General features: G+C 44.6%; 12 protein-coding genes. 3 read left to right on the top strand and 9 right to left on the bottom strand.

The features are described 5' to 3' along the window. Positions 1-28 precede the first annotated feature (28 nt). The 3 genes from RB160_RS15065 to RB160_RS15050 form a co-directional block, all read right to left on the bottom strand. Complete coding sequence (locus RB160_RS15065; RefSeq protein ID WP_316571251.1) at positions 29-310, bottom strand: YkvA family protein; 282 nt, start codon at positions 308-310, stop codon at positions 29-31. 309 nt (positions 311-619) lie between these two features. Next, positions 620-3,862, bottom strand: coding sequence for an efflux RND transporter permease subunit (locus tag RB160_RS15060; protein ID WP_396954725.1), 3,243 nt, complete (start codon positions 3,860-3,862; stop codon positions 620-622). A 238-nt stretch (positions 3,863-4,100) separates the two neighbouring features. Further along, positions 4,101-7,574: a hypothetical protein gene (locus RB160_RS15050; RefSeq protein ID WP_316571250.1), complete on the bottom strand. Its 3,474-nt coding sequence runs from the start codon at positions 7,572-7,574 to the stop codon at positions 4,101-4,103. Between the two features lie 223 nt (positions 7,575-7,797). On the opposite strand from RB160_RS15050, the gene RB160_RS15045 reads away from it, so the two are divergent. Continuing rightward, positions 7,798-9,171 (top strand): dipeptidase, encoded by a 1,374-nt coding sequence (locus RB160_RS15045; protein ID WP_316571249.1) that lies wholly within the window; start codon positions 7,798-7,800, stop codon positions 9,169-9,171. Positions 9,172-9,258: 87 nt separating this feature from the next. On the opposite strand, the gene RB160_RS15040 is transcribed toward RB160_RS15045, so the two are convergent. Then, positions 9,259-10,101 (bottom strand): MBL fold metallo-hydrolase, encoded by an 843-nt coding sequence (locus tag RB160_RS15040; RefSeq protein ID WP_316571248.1) that lies wholly within the window; start codon positions 10,099-10,101, stop codon positions 9,259-9,261. A 178-nt stretch (positions 10,102-10,279) separates the two neighbouring features. Here RB160_RS15040 and RB160_RS15035 point away from each other — a divergent pair, with 178 nt between their 5' ends. Beyond that, positions 10,280-10,747, top strand: a complete 468-nt coding sequence (locus tag RB160_RS15035; RefSeq protein WP_316571247.1) for a hypothetical protein — start codon at positions 10,280-10,282, stop codon at positions 10,745-10,747. A gap of 106 nt (positions 10,748-10,853) precedes the next feature. On the opposite strand, the gene RB160_RS15030 is transcribed toward RB160_RS15035, so the two are convergent. From RB160_RS15030 to RB160_RS15010, 5 genes are all read right to left on the bottom strand, one after another. Continuing rightward, positions 10,854-13,133 carry a helicase C-terminal domain-containing protein gene (locus RB160_RS15030; protein ID WP_316571246.1) on the bottom strand — a complete coding sequence of 760 codons (2,280 nt, stop codon included), beginning with the start codon at positions 13,131-13,133 and terminating at the stop codon, positions 10,854-10,856. Positions 13,134-13,358: 225 nt separating this feature from the next. After that, positions 13,359-15,305, bottom strand: coding sequence for a lipoteichoic acid synthase (gene ltaS / locus RB160_RS15025; RefSeq protein WP_316571245.1), 1,947 nt, complete (start codon positions 15,303-15,305; stop codon positions 13,359-13,361). Between the two features lie 119 nt (positions 15,306-15,424). After that, on the bottom strand, positions 15,425-15,673 hold the full coding sequence (locus RB160_RS15020) for a hypothetical protein (RefSeq protein ID WP_316571244.1): 249 nt from the start codon (positions 15,671-15,673) through the stop codon (positions 15,425-15,427). Positions 15,674-15,679: 6 nt separating this feature from the next. Then, positions 15,680-16,960 carry an MFS transporter gene (locus RB160_RS15015; protein ID WP_316571243.1) on the bottom strand — a complete coding sequence of 427 codons (1,281 nt, stop codon included), beginning with the start codon at positions 16,958-16,960 and terminating at the stop codon, positions 15,680-15,682. Between the two features lie 269 nt (positions 16,961-17,229). Then, the gene (locus tag RB160_RS15010; RefSeq protein ID WP_316571242.1) at positions 17,230-17,487 is read right to left on the bottom strand and encodes a hypothetical protein; all 258 of its coding nucleotides are present in this window, start codon (positions 17,485-17,487) and stop codon (positions 17,230-17,232) included. 176 nt (positions 17,488-17,663) lie between these two features. On the opposite strand from RB160_RS15010, the gene RB160_RS15005 reads away from it, so the two are divergent. Beyond that, complete coding sequence (locus tag RB160_RS15005; RefSeq protein ID WP_316571241.1) at positions 17,664-17,843, top strand: H-type small acid-soluble spore protein; 180 nt, start codon at positions 17,664-17,666, stop codon at positions 17,841-17,843. Positions 17,844-17,905 lie beyond the last annotated feature (62 nt).

The raw sequence follows: 17,905 nt of genomic DNA, 5'->3' as shown, positions 1-17,905 counted from the left end.
ACCAATAATATTTGCTTTCTTATTAAAACTATTCCTGCCCAAGCCTGTGCTTTTCCCTTAATGAATCCGGTGCAAGCTTAATGATTTGCTGGAGGATGAGCAGCAAAATGCCGACGTCGTCAACCAACCCGAAAAATGTAAAGAAATCGGGGATGGCATCGAACGGGAGCAGTAAATATCCGGCGAAGAAACCGACAGATAACAACTTTTTTTTCAAAGAAACCGTATCCGATTTAAAAAAATCAAACAGGAACGGCCCGAATTTTCTTATCGTAAAAACCATCTTGATCCGTTTCCAAAATTTTCTCATCGTTTCACCTCATACCCTATTGATAAAATTGGCTGTACGTTACCATTTCCCTTTTAGAGAAGTGGATAAAAGTACATATATTTCCAGAAAAAAAGAAAACAAAAGACCTTTACCGGCTTGCGGTAAAGGTCTCGCTTACAACGAAAAGTTGCCAACAAAGCCGGGGATCCTTCCCGTCATGACGACTTTGCTGTCTCAGCTACTCCCCTTTAAGGGCTACAGTATAATTTTAGAAAAACGATGTGCCACAGTCAAGGATTTTTATGGCACCTTTAAAATGGATTTAGGATTGTTCCTGCATGCTGCAAGTCAAGCCCTCTTTTTTCTAGGCCTTTTTAACACTTCATACACAATTGGAACAATAACGAGCGTCAATAGCGTAGAACTTGTCAGTCCCCCAATTACTGTCACGCCAAGCCCCCTTGAGATGACGCCGCTCCCTTCAACGCCCATCGCAAGCGGAATCAATGCACCGATAGTAGCGATTGCCGTCATAAGAATCGGCCTTAGGCGCGTAACACCCGCTTCAAGAAGTGCTTCCCTGACCGAATATCCTTCTTTTTCCTTATTGATGACACGGTCGATAAGGACGATTGCGTTTGTCACGACAATCCCGATTAGCATGAGCGCGCCAATCATCGCTGAAATCGAAATCGTTTCCTTTGCAATCAAGAGTGCAACAAGGCCACCGATAATGCTAAATGGCAGGGAAAATAAAATCGCAAACGGCGCGAGCGCTCCGCCAAACGTTAGGACGAGGATAAAGTAAACGATCGCGACCGCGGCCAGCATTGCCATTCCAAGCTGGGTGAAGGATTCCCTGATATCTTCCGTTACCCCGCCCGTTTTAATATCGACTCCGGAAGGCAAGGAAAGCTCATCGATTTTCTTTTGGATGTCTGCCGAGACTTTAGCGACATCCTTTGTGCGCAGTTCACCGCCTACGGAAACATATAATTTTCCATTACGGCGATGGACGGTATCGGAAGTTGTTCCTTTTTCCACGGAAACCAAGTCTGCAATTTTAACATCGACTCCGAGCGGAGAGGTGACAGTTTGGTTTGTCACATCATTGATATCCTCAAATTCCTTTTTGTCCGCCTGAATATAAACCGTTATGTCCCGTCCATCTTTTTGGATGACCGCGGCAGTAGGCCTTTCCCTTTCCTGCATGAGCGCCATTCCAACCTGCCCCGCGGTTAGGCCGAGTTTGCTGGCCTTCGTTTGGTCAACCTTCAAGGCATATTCCTCATAGGAAGCGGAAATACTCGTTTCAACATTCCGGAGAGATGGGTGATCAGCCATGATTGTTTCGATTTTGCCAACAACCGGCTCAAGCTGCTGAAGGTTATCACCATAGACAAAATAGGTTATGCTATTGCTTGCACCGGCGCCGGAAAAGTCCTGTGTTGCCCACTCGCCTTTATCGGTCCGTTTCTGTAGGGCTTTAACGACCCTTTCCTTTTCGTTTTCAAAGTCATCCGTATTATTATCATACTTTACAAAAAACATCGCCTGGTTTGAAGCTCCTGGATTCATCGGGTTTCTTCCCCCGGCGGAATACTGTACAGTTTGGACGTCTTTCCTTTCAAGAAGGAAGTCATTGGCTTTGGCAGCCGTATCGGCAACCTGTTCGAGCGTTTGGCCGGGGGCGGGGTTGAATGTCAGGATGGCCATTTTCTCCTCCTCGGATGGTATGAAGCTCACGCCAATTTTGGGCACGAGGAGAAAACTTCCCACCAACATAAGGACAGCAAGGCCAAATGTCACGATTTTATGATTGAGCGACCATTCTAATATTTTTTTGTAAGTTCCGGCCAGGATTCCCGGTTTCTCTTCGCTATGCTTGTCCCCCACACCTTTTTTCAAAAGGGAATGGGCAAGCATCGGCACCAAGGTTACAGCTACAAGCAGGGAGGCCATTAAAGCAAACACAATGGTTAAGGCGAATGGCAGAAACAGCTCGCCTATTTGCCCCTCGACAAAGCCGAGCGGTAGAAACACGGCGACAGTTACAATCGTCGAAGAAAAAATCGGGATGAACATTTCCAGTGTAGCTGATTTAATCAGTTCGCTCCCTTTAAGCTTTTCGGTTTTTAATGACATTCTTCTATAAATATTCTCGATAACAACGATGGAGTCGTCGATTACCCTGCCGATTGCGACCGTCATCGCGCCGAGTGTCATAATGTTTAGCGTGATGTCCATTTGCTTCAGCGCCAGGATGGCGATCAATAACGAAAGCGGAATCGAGATAATGCTGATAATGGTAGATTTAAAGCTCCGTAGGAACAACAGAATGATAGCAACGGCAAACAACGCTCCGAATAAAGCTTTGCTGAGCATCGTTTTGACAGATTCCTCTATCGGTGTCCCTTGGTCGAATGTATGTGTGAATTCGGCATTCTTCCACTCGTTTTTGAATTTCTTCAATTCGCCCTTAACTTCGTTGGCGACTTCGACAGTGTTCGCTTCCGGAGCCTTGATAATCTGAAGCCCGATGGACTCCTTGCCGTTCGTCTTTGAAATCGACTCAGCCCTGCCGACAATTTTCACATCAGCCAATTCCTGGAGTTCTACAGTTGGAAGGCCCGCCGGGAATGGATTGCCCGTTCCTTGGCCGTCCGGCAACTGAGGCTGGGCGCCAGTTGAAGGAGTGGCGGCCGGCGGTGTTTGCCCGTTTCCAGGAGCCTGCTGTGACCCAGGCTGCAAGGCAGCTCCTGCCGGATTAAGTGGTTTTTGTGCTTGGGACGGGAATCCATTCCCACCCTGTCCGATCGCCTCCTGTCCAGTTCCACCCGATAAGGAAGGGACAATCGGAATTTCCACCTTTTTCAGATCTTCCAGAGTCGTAATTTGGCCGTCCACCAGAATGGATTTTTGTGTTTCTCCGAGAGTATACAACCCGAGAGGCAACGAAACGGTCGACCCTTTTAGCACTGAGAGGATCGTTTGCTCAGATAAACCATACTGGGCCAATTTTTCTTTTTTAAAAACAAGCTGGCCTTCCTCGATGTTCTGGCCGGAAATCTGGACGGATGCAACCCCTTCCAGTCCTTCAAGTGCAGGGACAAGCTCGCCTTCCACTTTTTCTGTTAGGCTCGCAAGTGACTCGCTTTCATTTGAAACACTCATCGCGATTATTGGAAAGGCGTTGAAGGAAATTCGCGAAACTTCCGGTTCCCCCGCCCCTTCTGGAAGCTGGAAATCGCTCAATGCCTCATCCGCCTCACGCTTGGCTTCCTCCATATCCTTTTTGTAGCTGTATTCTATTTGAAGTGAACTTGCATTTTGATATGAGCTGGAACTTATGTTTTTTACGCCGTCAAGGTTTTGGAGGCGTTTTTCCATCGGCTCGGAAAGCTTGGCCGCCACCTCCTCCGGTGAAGCCCCAGGCAGGATGGTTGTTACCGTAATAACAGGAATCGTGATATCCGGCAAGGTTTCAAGTTTCATCCTAATCCCGGAATAAAGTCCCGCTACGGTGACCATAATCGTTAGAAGCCAGATGGCAAACTTATTTTTCAGCGAAAAGTCAATGACGTGTCTCAAATATATGTACTTCCTTTCGAATGCTTTGAATTTTCTTCCAAACTACACTATATCGGGTTCTGTAATATCGGTCAATCAAAATATGGGGGAAATAATAGCTATGTAAAACTCCTTTGCCGTTGCCGCTACAATTATTGGGGAAGAAATAATCTATTTCATTCATCATAGCTTAATTGGCCATAACCGCCCTTTGAGTGTGCTAAATAGTTTGAGGGATGGCAGCCGCCATCCCCCATTCTTACTCCCACCCTTTTAATGAAGAAACAAGTTTTTCCTTCAGGCGTTTTCCAAGCGCTTCCCCGCCTTTTTCTGGATTTTGTTTCCTCCATTCATTGTAGCTGGCAATTCCGATTAGGAGTGTGCCGGCTGCAAGGAGATAGCCCCACCACGGGAGATTTCCCCATAACGGCCGTGTCTGCAGGAACAAATTAAGCAGCAGGACGCCTGCACCGGTAATGAAGTACGATTTTATCCTGTAGAACATTCCGGCAAGCAATGAAATAAGTGACAAAGTCCCGAGAATAAGGGCATCGTAAACGGTGTTGCTTTCAAGCCCATCCTGGATGAGGGCAATCGCTGTAATAATGAGGATTGCCCATTGCAGTTTGCCGGTCAACTGGCTGTACCTGCCCTTCATCGTTTTCCTTAAATAGATGACCAGTACAACAAACGGTAGGACATATGTTTCTCGTTCAAAAAGCGAGGGAATTGAAAGTTTGCTAATTACCCCGTAATATGGCTGAAGCAAATACGCTCCTGCAAAGAACGGGATGAAGAACCCGATTGTTATACCCATTCTCTTCCGTTGCAGCAACAATGTAAAGGAAATAAGCAGTCCAGGAAGAGCAATCATCCAGATGGATTCTCCCGATAGCGAATATAAAGAGGCATAATATAGAAACGCCCCGAAGGTATACCAGTCGATTTGTGAATACTGGATTTGGCTGTTGCTGCTCAGGAAACGTGCATAGACGAAGTAGCCAATTCCCGCATGGGCTACCCCAATTGCCGCGGTTATGATAAATATCCATTCCATCTTAAGCCCTGAGGCGGACAAATATCCCATGGTTGCGAAAAATAAAAACAAAACCGGCAAAATACCAAACAGATCCCATTTCACCTTATGCAAAAAGCCAAGCGTCGCGGCTCCATATACCAAAGTAACCGCGTACGGTAGGAGCGTGAATGGATCCATGAATGCCACGGCGGCGATGCCAATAATAGAAAACACTGAGAGAAAGTGTTGCGTCCGCTTTTTCAATTCTTCTTTTAAAAACAGCCATGCAAAAAGGAGTATGAAGCTCGTGGCAGGAAACTCGTAACTGCCCGAATAATCCATTTCTGCCAGATCGAATCCTTTGGTGACTGTAAGGAATAGTGTTGTGTACGCGCTGTATAAAAACAAGGCCTTTTTCCAACTGTCTTTAGCCAAATAACAGGAAAGACAGTAAATGGCAATGGATGCAGAAAAGCTGTAAATTGACCATGCAGGAAAAGCGAACCACACAAGAAGTAACGAAGCCGGAAGCAGGATATGTCCTAACCAAGCAAATCCCTTTTGCAAAAGAGCATCCTTTTTCATCATCACCAAGGAAAGCAACAAGAGTACGAAAGCCCCGAGGGGTACAATTAGCGATTCTGCAAAGTCGCTAAATTTTATTTGTGAATAGGCCGAAGCAACAACTGAAAAATAAAAACCGAGTGTTACTGTGGCGATGAGCATGGCAACCGTCTGGATTCGATGCAGCCTATAAAGCAGGAAATACATCCCCAATGCGCCAAGGACAAGCGCCGGGCGGACAATCAGCGGATCGATTTCCAAGAAAGCGGATGCTATGAGGCCAGGTGTATACAGAAGCTGAGCTATATAAAAGAAAGATGCAGCCAGTTTGTGGTCCCGTTTTTTCTTCCACAAAAGCGACAACCCGAGCAAGAAAACCGCGCCTGCGGCGAAGGCAGTTGGATAGCCCCACTCTGTTCTGAAAGCATCCGATTCAATCATCACTTTTTGGCAAAAAGCAAGGACGGAAAATCCCGCAGATACCGGAACTGCCCAAATGGACCAGTTCCTGAAAATAGGTCTTTTCTCTATTAGTTTTACAATAAATAGCCACCCAGAAAACAGAATGAGCATGACTCCGAGCTCAAGCCATTCCTCGAAACCTAAGGCAATCAGGATTGAGAGCAGCATCGCGGCCAAACCAAGATCCCTTGCTGGCAACTTTATTGGCGCCAACTCCTTCTTCGTAGCCAGTACTCCAATTACTATAAACAATACGGCCCCGGCAAAGTAAATTTCAGTTTGCTGGCTGATGCCAAAGACATATTTTCCAAACAAGGAAGCAGCTTCGAAAAACGCCGTCCCAAGAAACGCGGCGCTTAAATAAGGGAATGCCGGCTGCTTCTCTGCATGGGAGAGATACAGGAAATTCCCTGCAATGATAACATAAGCAAGCAAAAGGACAAGCGAAGGCTCCCCTGCCTTTAGGAATATCCCTTCGAGCGAGATGTAAAAGAACGCAAGGATGGACACGATAGCGCTCGTATACCGGAAAACCGTATCGAGCATCAAGTTCCCTTTCAGCCCCTTTGGTATGAAGACAAAGCCAAATGCAATTGCCGCGTAAAAAATGGCGCCCGCTTCATCAAGGAAGGAATGTTCAATTAACTGGTATGCTCCGTACACGGCCATTGTGCTGAAAATAAAATGATACTCTTTTTTTCCGCTCACAAACATCATAGAAAGGTAGATGGCCGCGGTCAGAAGGAGATTAAAACTATAAATGAGTTTGCTGTCATAGAAAAACAGCATTAACAATGTTGATACGACAAGATTGGCCTGGATAAAGACCGGGAACTCCTTTAGGAACAAGGCAATGGATGGCCTGCCACGCGATTTATAGAAAAGAAAGATGATTGCCGCATTATAGCCCATGATGCCAATATAGAAATAATCAATCGCCAGGTCGAAGGATGCCAGCAAAAATCCCGCCGAAACAGATAATGCTATAAACGAAAACCAGACGAAGAGCCTCGATTCAAGCTTTTTGGCAAAGAAAATATACGCACCCGCCGGAAGGATGCTGCCTATAAATCCAAGCAGAAACTTCCCTTCACCGGTTACGGACAAATATTCACCAAGCAGGCCAAACCAGCCAAGAGAAAGGACGAATATGGGCAAAAACAAGCTTCCGAGAACGGTGAAGGCAAAAGCAGTCTTTTCGATTTTCAGTATTCTTGAAGACAAATAGGCAAATCCGTAAAAAAGGACCGAAACGAGTGCAATTGCGCTGCTTTTCATTACCGGGGACATTGTTTCCCAATTGCTCGTTGCAACAAACAGACCGCCTACTAGAAGGAAAATGACCCCGATATTTAGCAGCCAGGATATATTTCGTTCCCTGATTTGTTCATTCGTCAGGATTTTTTTTGGTTTTTTCGGAATGACCGGTTCTTTTGGTACTTGCTGCAGTGGAGAGGTGCTTTCAGGGATGGATGCGGATGGCGGCTGAATAACCGGTTCATGACGTGCTAGGCGGTCTTGCAACGCCTCTTCCCTTTTCCTGTCTTCTTCCAAAAGGTCCTTGTGGTATTGAAAATGGGCATTGGCTACTTCGTCCACGATTTCGGGCTTCAGATAGCCTTTTTCTTTCATATTGAATAGTTCACGCCTGAATATTCTCCGGGCTTCACTCCTATATTGAGGTTCCATCCAGCATCCCCCTAATCGGATTTTTTATGTAAGTTAGGAAAATGAATCCAAACAATCCCCTTATAGTGTAATTTTACACATTTAGCAAAAATTTTCAATCCTTTTAGTTTGTAGTTATAATAATTTTTTCAGGGCACCAAAAAGGAAATCCGGGTTAAATTAAAGGATTTTTGGTTCCAGGGAAAGAAATACTACAGGGAGAACTTTTAGGAGGAATTAAAAGATGGACCAAAAGCTTCGCGATTATTTTGTACATAACAAGGAAAAGCAATTGAATGAATTAAAGGAATATCTTTCAATACCAAGCATTTCCGCGATTCCTGCCCATAAAGAGGATATGTTGAAGGCAGCGGAATGGACGGCGGATATGATGAGGAAAATCGGACTTGAAAAAGCGGAAGTCTTTACTGGAAAAGGCCATCCGATCGTGTATGGCGAATGGATGAAGGCTACGGGAATGCCAACTGTCCTCGTGTATGGCCATTACGATGTACAGCCGGTCGACCCGCTTGAATTGTGGGATACGCCCCCATTCGAAGCTTCAATCAGGGACGGGAAACTTTATGCGCGCGGTTCAAGTGATGATAAAGGCCAGGTATTCATGCATTTAAAAGCAGTCGAAGCCATTTTACAAACACAGGGACAGCTGCCGGTAAATATAAAGTTCCTGATTGAAGGTGAAGAGGAAATTGGGAGTCCGACTCTCCCTGCGTTTGTTGAGGAAAAAAAGGACCTCCTGGCGGCGGATGTACTTGTCATTTCCGATACCACCCTCCTTGAACGGGGCAAACCTGCAATTGTCTATGGCCTTCGCGGTATGACAGGAATCCAAATTGATGTAAAAGGCGCTTCGGGAGATTTACACTCCGGGCTTTACGGCGGAGCAGTCCAAAATCCAATCCATGCAATCGTGGAAATACTTGCATCCATGCGGGCCAAAAAAGGCTTTATTACTGTAGATGGATTTTACGATAAAGTCAGGGAACTATCCGCGGAGGAACGGTCTGAATTCGCTGGCCTGGGCCAAAGTGAAGAGGCGATGGCCAGCCAGCTTGGCGTTCCGGAACTCTTTGGCGAGGAAGGCTTTACCGCCCTTGAGCGGATTTGGGCTCGTCCCACACTTGAAGTGAATGGAATATATGGAGGCTTCCAGGGCGAGGGGCTTAAAACGGTCATTCCTTCCGAAGCTCACGCTAAAATAACATGCAGGCTTGTTCCCGACCAGGATCCACAGGAAATCGCGGACCTGCTCGAAAGCCATGTTAAAAAAGTAGCGCCAAAAGGGGTAACAATTACCGTCACTCAGTTCGACAAAGGTGCGCCATTCCTCACCCCTTTCGACCATCCGGCCATCCAGCTGGCGGGAAAGGCATATGAAGAGGTATACGGAGTCCCGACTGCCTACATCCGTGGCGGAGGGTCAATCCCGGTAGTCGCTTCATTCGCCGAGATCCTGAACATGCCAATTGTAATGATGGGATTCGGGCTGTCGGATGAAAATTTCCATGCGCCAAATGAACATTTCAATCTTGAAAACTTTGATAAAGGCCTTGAAGTTATCACCAGGTACCTTTTCAAACTGGACGGAAACTTATAAGGAAGCTTTTTATGAGCGGCGTTCTTCCGCAGATGGTTTGGATGAATGAAAAAGGGCAGCCCACTTGAATGGGGCTGCCTTCCCTGTTTATTTATCATCAACAAATTTCCCGTGCTCAGGAATTGCAATTTCATCAAATTTCTCAACAAGAAGAGAGAGGTTTTCGCGTAAAGTATCCCCTGTCATTGGGCGTCCGTGACCAGTGATGGCTACGATTGGTTTCAGAGAAGCAAGTTTTTCGACAGAAATCCTTGCTGTCTCCCAATCAGGGGTTAAATAACGTGGTGGCCCGCTGATTTCCTGTTCCTGGGTGAACACCTTATAAAGGGATTCCTGTTTAACAGTCACAAAGGCATCCCCGGCAATAAGGGCGCGATCTTTTTCACGGAATAAAGAAACATGTCCCTGTGTATGCCCTGGTGTATGGAGCCATCTCCATCCTTCCATAAACGGGACAGTCCCATCCTGTGGAAGCGCCTGTACATGGCCGTCAATTGTGATTGCTTCATTTGGGTAATATGGGGAAATCTTTGCAAGCAAGCCCCCCTCTACGGTTGGATCCGGTTTAGGATAGTTCTTCTCTCCCCTTAAAAATGGCAATTCCAGCTCATGCGCATAAACCGGCATTCCCCACTTTTCGATAAGATCGGTTATTCCCCCAACATGATCAAAATGGCCATGGGTCAGAATGAGCGCTTTCGGTGGGTTGTTTTTGCCAAATCTCTCTTCTGCTTCAATAATAATATTGTCACCGGACCTTGGCATTCCGGCATCAATGAGAACCCAATCATTGCCCTCCCCCGGATAGCCGTAAAAAACGACATTCACAATTTGAAAAGGGAAATAATACAAGTCGCTTGTTATTTGCTCGCCGATACCACTGTCTATGCTGGTCATGGGGATGATTTTTTTTTCTGCTTTGTTCTCCATTGTAAAACCTCCAATCCTTTGCTCTTTCTCCTTATACCCGCTCCCTGCTCATTTATTCACAAGAAACCGGGCAGGAATAGGTTGAAGCGCCTAGCCTGTGCAGATAAGCTAACAGCGATTTGCCCACTGTTTCAGTGGTTTGGTATACTTGACAGGAAATAAAAATTTTGGAGGCATTATGCTAACTTTTGAAGAAAAAATCGCTATTATTGAAGGGTTCCCGGAATTAGAACGTAGAAACGTATCTTTGGGGCGTGTCAACTTCCAATTTGCAGGCAGTGAAACCGACAAGAAAAATGTTGTTTACCATCTTCATCCTAATGGGAATGGATTTGTATATGCTCGTGGCCTGGATGGCTATAAGACAGATGACAAAGGATTGGTTAATATCAGGGACTTTTCCGCTGAGGAACTCAAATCTCTGGTTGCAAAGTCGATTTCACTTTTGTCAGGTGTTGAAGCGCAGGAAGCCGTTTCTCACACCACGCCTGAAAGATGGTTGAATAAGGAAAATGATGTCCTTGTTGTTGCGCACGAAGATGAATTGTGGAATGTATATTTTGGCGCAAATCTTGAGGAGAGCTTTGGAACATACAAGGAAGTGGAAGACTATATGGCGGAAGAAGGATTTACGAAGGATAGATAATGTCCAGTAAGCCGTTTTCATAGCAAAATTAAATTGTATCTCTCCATCATGATTGAATGCCAAACTAGGCCGGTACCTGAATGAAAGGGCCGGCCTGCTGCTTTACTTATTCAATAATGGTAAATGGCTTCCATTCATCCGGAAAAAGGCGCAAATATTTCGGCTGCAAGAAGCGGTCGTCAATTAAAAGAATTGTACCGCTGTCTGTCTCGGAGCGGATTAGCCTCCCGCCAGCTTGGAGAACCTTGACCATCCCTGGAAAGGTGTAGGCATAATCATACCCATTGCGCCCCGCTGAAGAATAAAACTTCTTTAGCAAATCTCGCTCGAATGAAATCTGCGGAATCCCAGGCCCTACTATAACCACCCCATTTAGGCTATCCCCGGGAAGATCAATTCCCTCTGAAAATATTCCACCAAGAACGGCAAAACCAACAAGGCTGTTATTGCCCATTGTCCTAAAGTGTGAAAGGAACTCATCGCGTTCCTCCTCACCCATATTGGATTGCTGGATGATACATTTAACCTCATTCCCCGGCTCGAGGATCTCTACTACCTTTTCCATAAATTGATAAGACGGAAAAAAACAAAAATAATTACCAGGCCTTTCATCGAGAAGCATCATGATAGTATTGGCAATGCGGTTGTAAGAGCGCTCCCTGTCCCTGAATCGGGTGGACAAAGCATGAATAAATACATCCGTCTGGCTAGCATCAAATGGAGAAGAAACGGACAGGAATGGATCGCCCTCAGCCCCGCCGAGCATTTCCCTGAAATAGTCGGGCGGAACCAGTGTTCCGGAAAAGAAAACTTTTGACCTAAATCCCTTTCCGGTTTTCCTGAGCAATTCAGATGGATCAAGGCAAAACAGTTTTATTGAAACTTCCCCGTGATTCACTGTGATATAGATGGCAAATCGTTCATCGGCCACCATTTCGGCTTTTAAAAAATTCTGGGCATTAAAATACGCATCGAGCAGCATTTCTTCGGGAGCGGACTCGGCCGCAAGCTGCTTTTCGGCTTCGCCAACAAATTCTCTTACCGTTTCCACGAGCCCTTCAGGCAATTCCTCAAGTAGGCATTCTCTTTCACCTGATACCCTTTTCCTCGCGTCGATGAAAAATTGATTGACGTTGGAAGCTGCCTTTGCCAATCCCCTGTTTGCTGACTTGTAGCCTCTTTTAACTGAAAGGAAAAGAGACTTTTCGAGTGAAGCGGAGAACATGTCCCTGGCACGGTCGGGAAGATTGTGGGCTTCATCAATGAGCAGGGCCGCCCGTTTCTTTTTTTCATCAAAAAGACGCTTTAACGAAACACGCGGATCGTAAATATAGTTATAATCACAAATCACCACATCGGCAAGATAAGCAAGGTCCAGAGAAAATTCGAATGGGCAAACGCGATGTTTCCGGGCGTACGTTTCAATTCTTTCCCTGTCCACAAACGTCCCGTTCTCCAATATATCAAGGACCGCCCCATTAATCCGGTCATAATAGCCAGCGGCGAATGCGCAATTTCCTGGCTGGCAGCCTTGTTCTTCATTGAAGCATGTTTTCTCCTTTGCAGTAAGGGAAACAGAGGTTACGTGAAGCCCCTTGGATGCCATTAGGCTCAGCGCCTGCTCCGCGGCCTTCCTGGTCGTTGTCCTTGCGGTAATATAAAAAATATGGCCGATATTCCCCTCGCCCATCGCTTTTATGGCGGGGAACAGCGTCGAAATTGTCTTTCCTATCCCGGTCGGTGCATTTACGAATAAATTCCCTCCCTCATTGATAGTCCGGTATACAGAACCAGCTAGCGCTTTTTGCCCCGGCCTGTATGCTGGAAAAGGAAAGGCAAGCTTTTGCGCGGTTTCTGTCCGCCTTTCCATTAGGGAAATTGTAAGTCTAGCGTAGGGGGCGAAATCAATTAGCAGCTGTTGAATAAATTCCTGTAACTCATTTATTGAAAAAATTCGATTATAATGCTTTTGCTCATATGTATCCCTTTGAACATAAGTAATTCTCACACCAATCTGGCCGATTCCCTGTTCAGCCGCCACAATATACGCATAGCATTTTGCCTGTGCCCAGTGGACGGGATAGGAGTTTTCTTCAATTAAATCAAGATGTAGTGAAGTCGACTTAATTTCATCAATAACGGGCTGCCCGTCTTCCAGAAGCAGGCCATCGCATCGTCCATCAATGATATAATCAATGCCTCCGTACTGGATTGAAATTCGAAGTGGGACTTCTTTTTGATCGCCCTCTTTATACCCCTTTTGTACAAACTGGTGGGCTTTTGTGCCCTCCGCCATCGCAGATGCTGCCCCAATTCCGGTTTCGATACTTCCGCTCCTGTATACGTACTCCGCAAGTGCCCTTGCAGAAATATGGAACTCTGCCATTTTCTTTCCCCTTTTTGCGAATATATGTTCTTTCATCGTACCATATCCTATTAGGAATACGAAACAGCAAAATACGTAAGTGTCACCGTTGCAAGTAAAAATCTCCTCGAGACAAACAAAGGGCGTCTATCCCTGTGTGCATTTGTGGGATCCAACCTTTGTGTCCCTGCAGATTATCTTCTTTTATAAATTTAAAGGCGAAGGATTTCTCCTTCGCCTTTTTTCTTATTCATTGATATCTTCCGCAGGAATGTCTTCCTTTATATACTCATAGTCGTTCGGGTTAATTGGTTTGAAACCGTCAGGAGTGTAAAACCTCAACAAATCCTTAAGGACGATTTCATCGGACAGTTGAAGTTCGTTTTTCACCCTTTCCGCATTCTCGGCACACATTGTTTGATCTTCCAGCAGTTCACCAGTGGCTGTGTCATAGCACTTCTCGTTCACCTGAGTCACTTCAGATGAAATGAAATCGCCATTCCTGAAACTTACAACACCGTGATGCTTCGGAGATAGCAAGTCAGAACCGAATTCAAGGAAGTCTTTCGTGTCAATTCCAAGAAGATGCAGAACGGTTGGGCGAACGTCAATATGGCCGCCGAATCTGTCAATTTGCTCAGCTTTCACACCCGGTGCATGAATAAACACTGGAACCCTCTGAAGCTGCGCGTTTGTGAATGGGGTAATTTCTTCGCCAATTACCTGGCTCATTGCTTCGTTGTGATTTTCAGAAATCCCATAGTGGTCCCCATACATAACAATCATTGTATTGTCATACAGGCCGGAAGCTTTTAGGTCATTGAAGAACTGCTCAATTGCCTGGTCCATATAATTTGCAGATTGGAAATAATGGTCAACAACATTATTTCCGGTTGTACCCGCCGGGAAGTCTGTATCCCCTTCGTCCATTTCAAATGGGAAGTGGTTGGACAGGGTAATAAACTTCGTGTAGAAAGGCTGTTCCAACGTCTTTAGCAATGGAATGGATTCCTTAAAGAAAGGCTTATCCTTCATTCCATAGTTTTTTGTCTCTTCTTCTTTCATCGTGTAATATTCTGCGTCAAAGAAACGGTCGTAGCCAAGTGCCTTATACATGACATTCCGATTCCAGAACGTTTTGTAGTTTCCGTGGAAAACCGCGGAATTATAGCCATAGCCCTTCAGGATTGCAGGGGTTGCATGGAACGTGTTCTGGGCCTTGTTGATGAAAACGGAACCTTGTGACATCGGGTAAAGGGAGTTTTCCATCAAAAATTCGGCATCTGATGTTTTTCCCTGGCTAGTCTGATGGAATACGTTGTTAAAGTAGAACGTATTTGGATCCCTCGTCAACGAGTTGAGGAAAGGTGTGACCTCCTGCCCGTCAAGTTTATAGTCGATGATGAAGTTTTGAAGCGATTCGAGGGAAATGTAAATCACATTCATCCCTTTTGCTTTCCCAAAATATTTCGGATTCGGTTCAGTATAGTTCGCATTCCTGTAGTTTTGGATTTCGGTAATATCACTGCTGTCCGCCAGCGCCCGCTGGCTGGATGATTTAATGTTTTGAACCGCATCATAGATGGTAAAGTTGTAAGCCCCAAGGTACTTCACAAGATACGCCCTGTCAAACGAACGTGTAAGCAGCTGTGGGCGGTCTTTTTCAGCAAGGCCAAGGTTGAACAGGAACGTTGTTACCGCAAATAACATCGCAAGCCTGAATGAACGCTTTCCAGGTTCCCTGAATTTCCCGAAAGCTTTAAAAGCCAAAAAGGCAAGTAAAATTGTGTCGGTAAAATAAAATACATCTGTAAAGGACATGAGCGATAGCGCGCTGTCGCCAAGTTGCCCCGCATTTGTTTTTGTCTGCATCAAAACCGGTACGGTAATGAAATCATTAAAGAATCGGTAATACACAATATTTGCGTATAAAAGGAAGGAAAGGACAAAGTTTAATATCAGGATGACTGTAAACTGGATCTTTTTCTTGAACAAAAGCGCGAATCCAAAGAAAAAGAGTGCCGAGCTAATAGGGTTAATCAATAAGAGGAATTCCTGTAAACCATTGTCAATTCCAAGATTAAATTCAATATTGTAAGCAATATAGGTTTTTATCCAAAACAGTGTGACCGCCAGGATAAAGAAGGAATATTTTTTATTTTTCCAATCTACGGTTTGTTTGAATTGCAACATCTTGAGTCTCCTTTCACTTACCGCAAAACTACAGGTAAACGAACCTCAATTACTATAACACATTATAGGGAAAAGTTAAAACAATAATACTGCCATTTACTGCCGCCCGGCTGTAATATTTATTGGCTTTTTTCTTTATTTCCCAACAAGATCCGTTCGAGTTCTACATTCCTTACAGCCCTTTCCTCCGCTGAGGCAAGGTCATATTTTTTAAGCAGGTGAAAAAGTTCATTCAGGGTCATTTGATCCGGGGCCTCCATGAACTTGGCTTCAAAAGCATCATATATAGTAGACGGAAGAAACCCCTTTTGGGTTTCATATTTTTTTTTGACATCTTCCAAACTGTGGTCAAGATTGCATTTTCCCAAGGTGGATCATCTCCTTTTAAATTCGCTGCCCGCTGAAACTCCCAATTTATTAATCTGGATTTTGTTTTTATTAGTCTTCATAAACACGTAAAACATAAAGAAGAGGATCGCGCTAGAGGCACGAACTCCGGTTGAAATGGACATTGATACCCCTATATTGGTTGCTTCTAGTAGAAATACCCCAAATTGTGGTGCGATGAAACCGATTACAGCCAACAGAACATTATAGTTGGCAATATAGGTGCTCCGGTTATCTTCCTTTGTCACATCCAAGAGTTGATTGAACAAAATAAGGACTGTCCCAGAAACAAAAAATCCTGACAAGCCGTTCGCAATCGTTATATAGACAAGGTTCGTGGATACAATCATAGTTACCGGAGCGACAGCCATTCCCAATGCGAGCGGAATCATCATTTTTGAATTCCCGTGTTTGTCAGCCATCTTTCCCCACCATTTAAAGCTCGCAATTTGGGCAAGTTGGTTTGCTACCGTAAAGATGCTAATCCAAAATCCATTTGCATGGGCATAACTGATTTGATAGATGCTGAACAAAGGCCAGGCCATTTGCCAGCCAAAATTGAAATACAAACCGCAAATAAGGAAATAAAAATATGGCTTATCGCTGAAAATCCTTAGATTCAGGCTGAATCCGGACTGTTTTGGTTTATTCGCAGCCTTTTCTTCCCGGTGTTTCATTATGTAATATACTTCAGCCGCCCCGAAAAGAACAGCCAGAAGGAAAAGAGCCTGGTACGGAAATGGATCACTTTTGTCGAATTGCTGCAAAGAAAGGCCAATTAAGAACGTAGCAGCCATTCCGACAATCGTCAATATTTTGTTCCTTTCGCTAAAAAAACCATTCCGTCGATGGTCAGGAATAAGGTCCCCTATAAAAGATTGCCAGCTAAGCATGGCAAAAGACCCAGGGAAGTTCATCAATCCTACCAGAAGCACAAATACCCAGCTCCTATAAGCTTCAGGAACATAAATAACAAAAACCATGCAAAGAAGGAATATCCTTGTTGCGAGAACTGAATAGGCTGTAAAGGTTTTTTTCTCACTAACCCTCCCCATCATAATGGAACAAACAAGCATGGCGAACATTCCGATAAACTGAGGAAGAGAACTGATAAGCCCAACCTGATAATTTGACGCCCCCAGGACGCCGATTGCGAAAAGGGAAAAATAATTATTTGTTAAATTTTGTACAATTGTAGAGGCAATACCATTTTTAATGCTGAACTTCTCGTTTGCTTTCACCGTTTCCGGGAGGTGATTTACGTTCAACGGATTCATCGTCCTTTAAATTATAAACCGATATTGGTAACTTCTTTTGTAATCATAAACCCGCACTAATGAACGTGCAAGATGAAATTTATCATTCCGATAAATAAATAAAAACCTTTTTCCCAATTTCTTTAAAGAAACAAAATTTCTTCTACCTGAAATCATTTTTATCTCAGTCAAAAATCGTAGCGTATCATAAGCACATATAATAATTGAAGGAAAACGCGAAAAACAGGAAATGCAAATTACATTTCCTGCCTCAAGCCTAATTAGAACCAGCCTCTGCAATGGCGTTTGCGGTTGTATGCTCCACCGACATTTCCATCATATTCGTTACCGTAGTCGCCGTAGTTGTAATCTTCTGCTCCAGCGACGTCATACTCGTGGTCCCTTCTTCTCCGCGCACCTTCAATCCGAACCCTATTCGTGCGGATGATGACCTCGTCGGCGTCAATTTCCACCCTTCTGACTCGGTTGCGATGATGCCCTTGGCCTTGTCCCATTGTGTAGTTGTCGTTGTATGACATTATTCTCCCTCCCTTCCTGATATCTACTGTAATTTATGTGAGGAAAAAAAATATGAGTGGACAAGTATCTAATTTTTCCAAAAACATTTTACATTTTACATTTTTGGGTTTTACACGGATAAAATTATTCCATTAACCCATTCTAAGTATAAAGGAATGTGAGAGGAGGGATTAATTTGGATTCAAAGAGGGTAAGGCAAATCCTTTCGTCATCAGCGGATATCGATGTAACGTATAACGGTGTTTCCGTCTGGATTGATGAACTTCATGAAGATGGACAAAAGGCTACAGTGCATTTGAGGGGGCCTTTGGAGGAAAGAACGGAAGTTGATATAAGGGAACTTAAAGAGGAATAAGTAGAGCCCCGCAAACCTGAAGTGACCCCTGTCAAGTAGACACTAATAAGAAAGCAAAAATT

This window comes from Neobacillus sp. YIM B06451 (assembly GCF_032667185.1).
In the GTDB taxonomy this organism is placed as follows: Bacteria; Bacillota; Bacilli; order Bacillales; family Cytobacillaceae; genus Bacillus_D.
The sequence above is the reverse complement of the archived record's forward strand: the minus strand, read 5'-3'. Positions and strand labels throughout refer to the sequence as shown.